General features: G+C 72.5%; 7 protein-coding genes. 4 read left to right on the forward strand and 3 right to left on the reverse strand.

The genetic code is table 11. The features are described 5' to 3' along the window. Nucleotides 1-37: 37 nt before the first annotated feature. A complete protein-coding gene (locus ABZ641_RS20240) occupies nucleotides 38-1,579 on the reverse strand; it encodes an MFS transporter (protein WP_359983563.1) in 1,542 nt (513 codons plus the stop codon). An 87-nt stretch (nucleotides 1,580-1,666) separates the two neighbouring features. On the opposite strand from ABZ641_RS20240, the gene ABZ641_RS20245 reads away from it, so the two are divergent. Continuing rightward, nucleotides 1,667-2,065 carry a MarR family transcriptional regulator gene (locus tag ABZ641_RS20245; RefSeq protein WP_344621869.1) on the forward strand — a complete coding sequence of 133 codons (399 nt, stop codon included), beginning with the start codon at nucleotides 1,667-1,669 and terminating at the stop codon, nucleotides 2,063-2,065. 60 nt (nucleotides 2,066-2,125) lie between these two features. Here the strand turns inward: ABZ641_RS20245 and ABZ641_RS20250 are convergent, their stop codons facing one another. Together ABZ641_RS20250 and ABZ641_RS20255 are read right to left on the reverse strand one after the other, a co-directional pair. Further along, the gene (locus ABZ641_RS20250) at nucleotides 2,126-3,076 is read right to left on the reverse strand and encodes a M56 family metallopeptidase (protein ID WP_344621870.1); all 951 of its coding nucleotides are present in this window, start codon (nucleotides 3,074-3,076) and stop codon (nucleotides 2,126-2,128) included. Between the two features lie 132 nt (nucleotides 3,077-3,208). Next, nucleotides 3,209-3,775: a DUF5134 domain-containing protein gene (locus tag ABZ641_RS20255; protein WP_359983567.1), complete on the reverse strand. Its 567-nt coding sequence runs from the start codon at nucleotides 3,773-3,775 to the stop codon at nucleotides 3,209-3,211. 353 nt (nucleotides 3,776-4,128) lie between these two features. Here ABZ641_RS20255 and ABZ641_RS20260 point away from each other — a divergent pair, with 353 nt between their 5' ends. Genes ABZ641_RS20260 through ABZ641_RS20270 form a run of 3 tightly spaced genes read left to right on the forward strand, consistent with a single transcriptional unit; the run spans nucleotide 4,129 to nucleotide 7,348 of the window. After that, on the forward strand, nucleotides 4,129-5,526 hold the full coding sequence (locus tag ABZ641_RS20260; RefSeq protein ID WP_359983569.1) for a DUF6421 family protein: 1,398 nt from the start codon (nucleotides 4,129-4,131) through the stop codon (nucleotides 5,524-5,526). Then, complete coding sequence (locus ABZ641_RS20265; RefSeq protein ID WP_030272023.1) at nucleotides 5,523-6,266, forward strand: SDR family NAD(P)-dependent oxidoreductase; 744 nt, start codon at nucleotides 5,523-5,525, stop codon at nucleotides 6,264-6,266. The genes ABZ641_RS20260 and ABZ641_RS20265 overlap by 4 nt, the downstream gene beginning before the upstream one ends. Then, nucleotides 6,263-7,348, forward strand: coding sequence for a low specificity L-threonine aldolase (locus ABZ641_RS20270; protein WP_359983572.1), 1,086 nt, complete (start codon nucleotides 6,263-6,265; stop codon nucleotides 7,346-7,348). Before ABZ641_RS20265 ends, ABZ641_RS20270 begins: the two co-directional genes overlap by 4 nt. Nucleotides 7,349-7,701 lie beyond the last annotated feature (353 nt).

Below are 7,701 nucleotides of genomic sequence, written 5' to 3' on the forward strand. Positions count from 1 at the left end.
CGGCCCTGGACGGATGTCGATCCCGGCCGGTCGGGCGTCAGCGGTCGGCGAGCACCCTGCCCTCGGCGTCCTCCCCCTCGTCGGAGCCTCCGGCCGTGGCCGGCCCGGCAACCGCCCGGGGGATGTGCGCGGATATGGACTCGGCCGCGACGGGCGCTGCCGTGCGGCGGCGCTCCAGGGCCCAGCCCACCAGGGTCACCACCAGGGCGCCCAGCGAGACCGCCGTCACCAGCAGCAGCGCGGGCCGGTAGCCGGCCAGCTGGGCCTGCGGGCTCAGGCCGCCGTCGCTGCCCGCCGTGATCACGGCCGTGGCCACGGCCAGCACGATCGCGCTGCCCACCTGGAAGGCCGTGTTGACCAGGCCGGAGGCCAGCCCCTGCTCCTCGTCGTCGACGCCGTTGGTGGCGGCGATGTTGACGGAGGGGAAGGCCAGGGCGAAGCCGATGCCGAGCAGCACCATGCTGGGCAGCACCAGGCCGAGGAAGCCGGAGTGCTCGTCCAGACGCAGGAACAGCGCGTAGCCCGCGGTCAGGAAGCCGATGCCGAGCGGCAACAGGCGGGCAGTGCCGAACCGGTCGACCACCGCCCCCATCTTCGTGGCCGACAGTGCGACCAGCGCACCGGCCGGGAGGAAGGCCAGGGCCATCTCCAGCGCGGACCAGCCGAGCAGCCGCTGCAGGTAGAGCGTGGCGATGAACTGGAAGCCGGCGTACGAGCCGAACACCGCCAGCGCCGCGACGTTGGCCCGGCTCACCCCGCCGTTGCGGAAGATCCCCAGCCGGACCAGCGGGTGGGCGGCCCGGGACTCGATCAGCAGGAAGAGCGCCATCAGCACGGCGACCACGGCGAGCGAGCCGATGGTGCGGGCGCTCGCCCAGCCGGCGTTCTGCGCCTCGGTGACGGTGAAGACGAGCAGCAGCAGCGAGCCGGTGCCGGTGATCGCGCCGGCCGCGTCGTACCCGGCGGTGCCGCGGGCCGGTGCGGGCTGACGGGGGAGCAGTCGGACGGCCGCGCCCAGGGCCACCAGCGCGACCGGCACCGGCATCAGGAACGTCCAGCGCCAGCCGGCCGAGGTGAGCAGGCCGCTGAGCACCAGGCCGAGCGAGAAGCCGCTGGCGCCGCAGGTGGTGTAGATGGAGAGCGCCCGGTTGCGTGCCGGGCCCTCCGCGAACGTCGTGGTGATGATCGACAGGCCGGCGGGGGCGGTGAAGGCGGCGCTCACGCCCTTGAGGAACCGGGCGGCTATCAGCAGGCCGCCGTCGTCGACCAGGCCGCCGAGCAGCGAGGCGGCGGCGAAGACGGCGAGGGCGGCCAGGAAGACGCGCCGCCGCCCGAGCAGGTCGGCGGCGCGCCCGCCGAGCAGCAGCAGCCCGCCGTAGCCGAGCACGTAGCCGCTCACCACCCACTGCAGGGCGGAGGTGGACAGGTGGAGGTCGGTACCGATGGCGGGCAGGGCCACGCCCACCATCGAGACGTCGAGCGCGTCGAGGAAGAGGGCGGCGCAGAGGACGACGAGGGTGCCCCACAGGCGTGGGCTCCAGGCCCCGGTCGTCGACGGGTCGTCAGATGCGGTCGTCATGGCCACGAGACTACATGCACGTGCATCCAGTGCAAGTGAATTTAATGCGCCTGCAATAGATGTGCGGGCACGTGGTATCCTGGTCGGGTGGCTGAACCGGATCTCGCCCCAGAGTCCGCCCTCGTGTTCGAGTGGCGGGACGTCCTCGCGCGTCACGCCGCCGTCTCCTGCGCGCTCGACCGCACGCTGGGCGAGCAGTTCGGCCTCGGCATGAGCGAGTTCGAGGTGCTGGAGCGCCTCTGGGAGGACGAGCTGCGGGTCGGCCCGGGCAAGCTCCGGGTCCAGGAGATAGCGCAGACGGTCCACCTCAGCCAGAGCGCGCTGTCCCGGCTGATCGGCCGGCTGGAGAAGGACGGCCTGGTCGCCCGGGTCATGTGCGAGCTCGACCGGCGCGGGATCTTCGTGGCGCTCACCGACGAGGGCCGCGCCCGGTACCAGGAGGCCCAGCCGATCCACCGCGAGGTGCTCGCCCGCACCCTCGGCTGAATCCCCGACTAACCTCCCGGCCGGTCTTCCGGCTGATCTCCCCGTGGTCGGGGGCCCTCGTCAGAGCAGTGTGCCCAGCCCGGGCGCCATCGCCAGCAGCACCACCGCGGCCGGGGCGGCCAGCGCCGCCAGCGTCAGCCGCAGCCGGTGGTGCACCGGCAGCCGCGGCTCGCCCGCCAGCAGCCGGTCCACCCGGCGCGGTGCCTGGGCGAGCTGCCTCGGCGGGCACGAGCCGAACACCGCGCGTCCGGCGTTGATCTCCACCAGTGCGAGCGCCGTGGTGATCCGCCCGTGCCGACGGGCGGCCCGGTCGTCCGCGGCCAGTTCCACCAGCTCGCCGACCTGGTTCCGGAAGGCGCTGAACACGCCCACCCCGGGGAAGCCGGTCGCCAGCGCCTCGGCGCACTGCGCGAGCCAGTGGTGCCGCGCGCGGACGTGGCTGCGCTCGTGGCTCAGCACCGCCGCCAGCTCACGGTCGGTCAACTGCTGCAGCGCACCGGTGGTCACCACCAGCCGGGCCTCCGGGCCGGGCAGCGACCAAGCCTCCGGACGGAGGTTCTCGAGCACCACCAGGCGCTCGCCGCCGCGCCGCTCGGCCGCCGACTCGCCCGGCAACTGCGGGGCCCGGTCGTCCAGTTGGGCGTGGCGCGCCTCGCGCAGCGCGCGGGCCGCGCGCACCTCGCGGGTCAGCGACACCGCGGTCTGCACCCCGCCCAGGGCCAGCAGAGCCGCCGTCAGCCGGCCCCAGCCCTCGGCGCCCGCGAGGCCGTAGGCCTCCTCGACGCCCGAGGGCGCACCCGTGAACACCGCCACGCGCAGCGCCGGCAGCGCGGCGGCACAGGCCAGCAACAGGGAGAGCACGCAGCACAGCAGCACGGCCACCACGAGGGACTGCCAGGCGAGCAGCGCCAGCACGGGTTCTCGCTCGGGCCAGCGGGCCCGGGCCAGCAGGCCCGGCGCCACGGTGGCGAGCAGCAGTCCGAGCAGCAGCAGGCTCAGCAGGGCCGTCATGGCAGGGGCTCCCCCGAGGAGCGATCAGGAGCGCGACAGTGCGCTGCCCCCAACCTATGCTCCGTCGCGCCCCGGTGGAACGGCTTCCGCGGACAGGTGACCAACGACACCCCGTCAACACCGCGGAAGCCGTCAGAGCGTCAGGAGCATGGCGAACATCCCGATGCCCATCGCCACCCGGCAGGCCCGCACGGTGCCGCCCTCCACCACCCCGGCCGCGCCTCCCGCGGCCCCGGGCGCGGACAGCAGCCGACTGCCCGCCCACAGCGTGTACCCGCCGAAGTAGAGGAGCAGTAGACCGGTCAGCGCCGGCAGCCCCATCGGCGTGCCGGTCGCTCCGGGGACGCCCGGCGCCGCGTGGTGCAGGTGGGCGGGGGCGGCCGGCGAGGCGGCCATGGCCAGCGCCATGTACGCCATCGCGAGCGCCCCGACCCCGTGGTGCAGACGGTGAACGCGCCCCGCGCGCCCCGCGACCGCCCCCAGCACCAGGGCGCCTCCCAGCACGGTGAAGAGCCAGCCCCAGACCGCGCCGGGCAGCACGGCCATCCCGGCCATGCCGACCGCCATCGCCGCCTCGGCGGCGTCCGCCTCGCGGTGCGCCCCCGCACAGCCCGGGCGGCGCAGGCGCAGCGCGCACAGCGCGGCCGAGCCGGCGGCCAGCCCCGCCAGCATCCATGTGACGACGGCCGGACCGTGCACGGCGCCCCTCCCGACCGGTGCCAGCGGACAGTACGTCCACGATCACCGATCCGGGCGGCGGGCAGCAGGGCGCGCAGGGGGGCGCACGGAAGTGCCCGGCCGATCGGGGGCCGGACCGCACCCCGACGGGCGCCGCCGCTCCCCGGTGGCGGGGCCACGGCGGGCGCGGGATGGTCGGGATGCGGCGGCCTCCGGCCCACTCCGGACCGCCCCGTGGGACGCCCCGGAGTGCCGGATCTCCCGCCGTGAGCCCCATACGCCGCAGGATTGCCCGGCAGACCCCCCTTGAACAGAAGAACCTTTCGTATCTATGGTGGGTACGTCGCAATACCTCCTGTCGAAGTGAGTCTCCGATGCAGAATCTTTCGCCGACGCTCGCCGTGGCTGGCGATGCTTCCGCCTCTCCGGCCGGCCACCCCGCCTGGCTCCGTCTGAAGAACGCGGTGGAGTCCCTCCGCCCGCTGCAGTCGAAGGACGGCTCCATCGACCTGTCCACCGTCCAGCGCGGCACGGTCGACCCGCTGGTCGAGACCGTGCTCACCTCGGTGCAGGAGCTCGCCCCGCTCTTCCCGCAGGACGCCGCGTACCTCGCCGCCGTCCAGGACGACCTGCGCAAGTGGGCCGACACCGGCTACCGCGAGCCCGACTTCCTCGACTCGCTGCTCGCCTTCCACCCCGCCGAGCAGCGCACCGACGGCCTGGACCACCTCGTGGTCTTCCCGATGTACACCCAGAACGGCAACCCGAACCGCAACCTCGAGGCCGTCCTGCTCAAGGTCGTCTGGCCGGACTGGCTGGCCGAGCTGGAGCGCGAGCGCTTCGACAACCCGATGTTCGTGCCGATCACCTTCACCGACTTCACGGCCGGCTACGACACCAACTCCGCCGTGCTCTTCCCGGAGACCGTGGCCGTCCGCCAGGCGCCGGAACGTTTCACCTGGGGCGGCATCTTCTGCGACCGCGAGGCGGCCCGCTTCCGCGCCGTCTCCACCAGCGCCGTCGAGCTGCTCGGCCTGGAGATCCCCGAGGACGCCACCGGCCTCCTCAAGGACCAGGAGCGCGCCCAGCAGACCTTCGTGCTGTGGGACCTCATCCACGACCGCACCCACAGCCACGGCGACCTGCCCTTCGACCCCTTCATGATCAAGCAGCGCAGCCCGTTCTGGATGTACGGCCTGGAGGAGCTCCGCTGCGACCTCACCGCCTTCAAGGAGGCCGTGAAGCTGCAGGCCGAGGGCTACGCCCAGGGCCGCGACGTCCAGTACGCGATCCTCTTCGACCGCATGTTCCGCTTCCCGGTCAGCGGCGACCGCGTCCGCAACTACGACGGCATGGGCGGCCAGCTGCTCTTCGCCTACCTGCACAAGCACGACGCGCTGCGCTGGCGCGACAACCGCCTCTCCATCGACTGGGACCGCGTCGCCGAGGTCACCAACCAGCTCTGCGGCGAGATCGAGACCCTCTACCGCGACGGCATCGACCGCCCGAAGACGGCCCACTGGATCGCCGCCTACGAGCTCGTCTCCCGCTACCTCACCCCGCACCCCGCCTCCACCTGGGCCAAGGGCGCCGAGGCGCTCCCGCTCGACATCACCGACGGCAAGGCCCTCAACAAGGCGCTCTGCGACGCGGTCAAGCCGGACGAGTTCCCCCTCAGCATGTTCTACGAGGCCCTCTCCAAGAAGCTGAGCGGCGTCATCGCCGCCACCACCGGCATCACCGGCACCGGTGTCCAGGGGGTCGCCGCGTGAGCGCCCGTCTCGACGACAAGGTGATCGCGGTCGCCGGGGCCAGCGGCCCCGCCGGCCAGGCCACCATGCGGCGCCTCGCCGCCGCCGGCGCCACCGTCATCGGCGCCGACATCGACCAGCAGCGCCTCGACAAGGCCCTCGACAGCGTGCGCACCACCGTGCCCGGCGCGAAGGTCAGCGGCCAGGTCATCGACCTGCTCGACCCGCAGGAGGTCCACGACTGGGCCGACCACCTGGAGGCCGAGCACGGCCACGTCGACGGCCTGCTCCACCTGGTCGGCGGCTGGCGCGGCAGCAAGACCTTCTTCGACTCCCGGATCGACGACTGGGACTTCCTGCACGACACCGTGGTGCGGACCCTGCAGCACACCTCGCTGGCCTTCCAGCCCGCGCTGGTCCGCAGCGGCGGCCGCTACGCCATGGTCTCCGCGGCCGCGGCCCACAAGCCGACCGCCGGCGGCGCGGCGTACGCCGCCGCGAAGGCGGCCACCGAGGCCTGGACGCTCGCCATGGCGGACTCCTTCGTGAAGGAGACCACCGCCGGGGACGGAACGCCCACCGCCGCGGCTGCCATCCTGGTGATCAAGGCCCTGGTCTCTCCCGAGATGCGTGCCGAGAAGCCGGACGCCAAGTTCGCCGGCTTCACCGACACCGCCGACCTGGCCGAGACCCTGGCGGGCCTCTGGGACCGCCCCGCAGCAGAACTGAACGGACAGCACCTGTGGCTGACAGCCCGATGACCATCGGCACCGACGACACCCGCACCGACGCGGTGCGGCACCACGACACCACCGTGCGCGGATTCGCCAGCGACAACTACGCCGGCATCCACCCGGAGGTCCTCGCGGCGATCGCCCTCGCCAACGGCGGCCACCAGGTCGCCTACGGCGAGGACGACTACACCGCCCACCTGCAGCAGGTCTTCCGCCGCCACTTCGGCGACCGGGCCGAGGCGTACCCCGTCTTCAACGGCACCGGCGCCAACGTGGTCGCCCTGCAGTCCCTGCTGCCGCGCTGGGGCGCCGTGGTCGCCGCCGAGTCCGCGCACATCAACGTGGACGAGTGCGGTGCGCCGGAGAAGATCGCCGGGATCAAGATCCTCACCGTCCCCACCCCGGACGGCAAGCTCACCCCCGAGCTGATCGACCAGCAGGCCTGGGGCTGGGACGACGAGCACCGCGCCCAGCCGCTGGCGGTCTCGCTGACCCAGAGCACCGAGCTCGGCACCGTGTACACGGTCGACGAGGTCAAGGCCATCTGCGACCACGCCCACGAGCACGGCATGCTCGTGCACATGGACGGCTCGCGGCTCGCCAACGCCGCCGCCACCCTGGGCGTGCCGTTCCGGGACTTCACCACCGACGCCGGTGTGGACGTGCTGTCCTACGGCGGCACCAAGAACGGCCTGATGCTGGGCGAGGTCGTCGTCGTGCTCAACCCCGAGCGCGTCCGCAACCTGAAGTTCCTGCGCAAGATGTCGATGCAGCTCGCCTCGAAGATGCGCTTCGTCTCGGTGCAGTTCGAGGCGCTGCTGGCCGGAAACCTGTACCTGCGCAACGCCGGCCACGCCAACGCGATGGCCAAGCGCCTGGAGCAGGCCGTCACCGGCATCGACGGCGTGACGGTCGTCCGCCCGGTCCAGGCGAACGCGGTCTTCGCGATCCTCCCGCGGGAGGTCAGCGAGCGGCTGCAGAAGCGCTACCGCTTCTACTTCTGGAACGAGCACACCGGCGAGGTCCGCTGGATGGCGTCCTTCGACACCAGCGAGGCCGACATCGACGCGTTCGCCGCGGCGATCGCCGAGGAGATGGGCCGGGTCTGACCCGACCGCCTGTCCGGTACAGCAGTACGGCCCCGGCGCGGAGTCTCCGCGCCGGGGCCGTTTTGCATCTTCCGGCGGATCGGCGTAGTGTTCACTGGTCGCTCGGCAGGGAGCACCGGACACGCATCTGCGCGGACGGTCCCGGAGCGGCCAATCCCTTGAAACACCACTTCCAGATCCTCACTGGGTCGCGTCTTGTCGCGTCTCCGTGCGAATTCGGCGTGCGCGTTTATAGGAATTGCACTTCAGATCGAGGCCGATTCGCTTTTCGGAGCGGGGATCGGCTAAGGTTTGAAACGTCGGACGGGCCGTCAGGCCGGTTCCGACAAGGCAGTGAAGAAAGCAAGTCGGGG

Source organism: Kitasatospora sp. NPDC007106 (genome assembly GCF_040634455.1).
GTDB classification, from domain to species: Bacteria; Actinomycetota; Actinomycetes; order Streptomycetales; family Streptomycetaceae; genus Kitasatospora; species Kitasatospora arboriphila.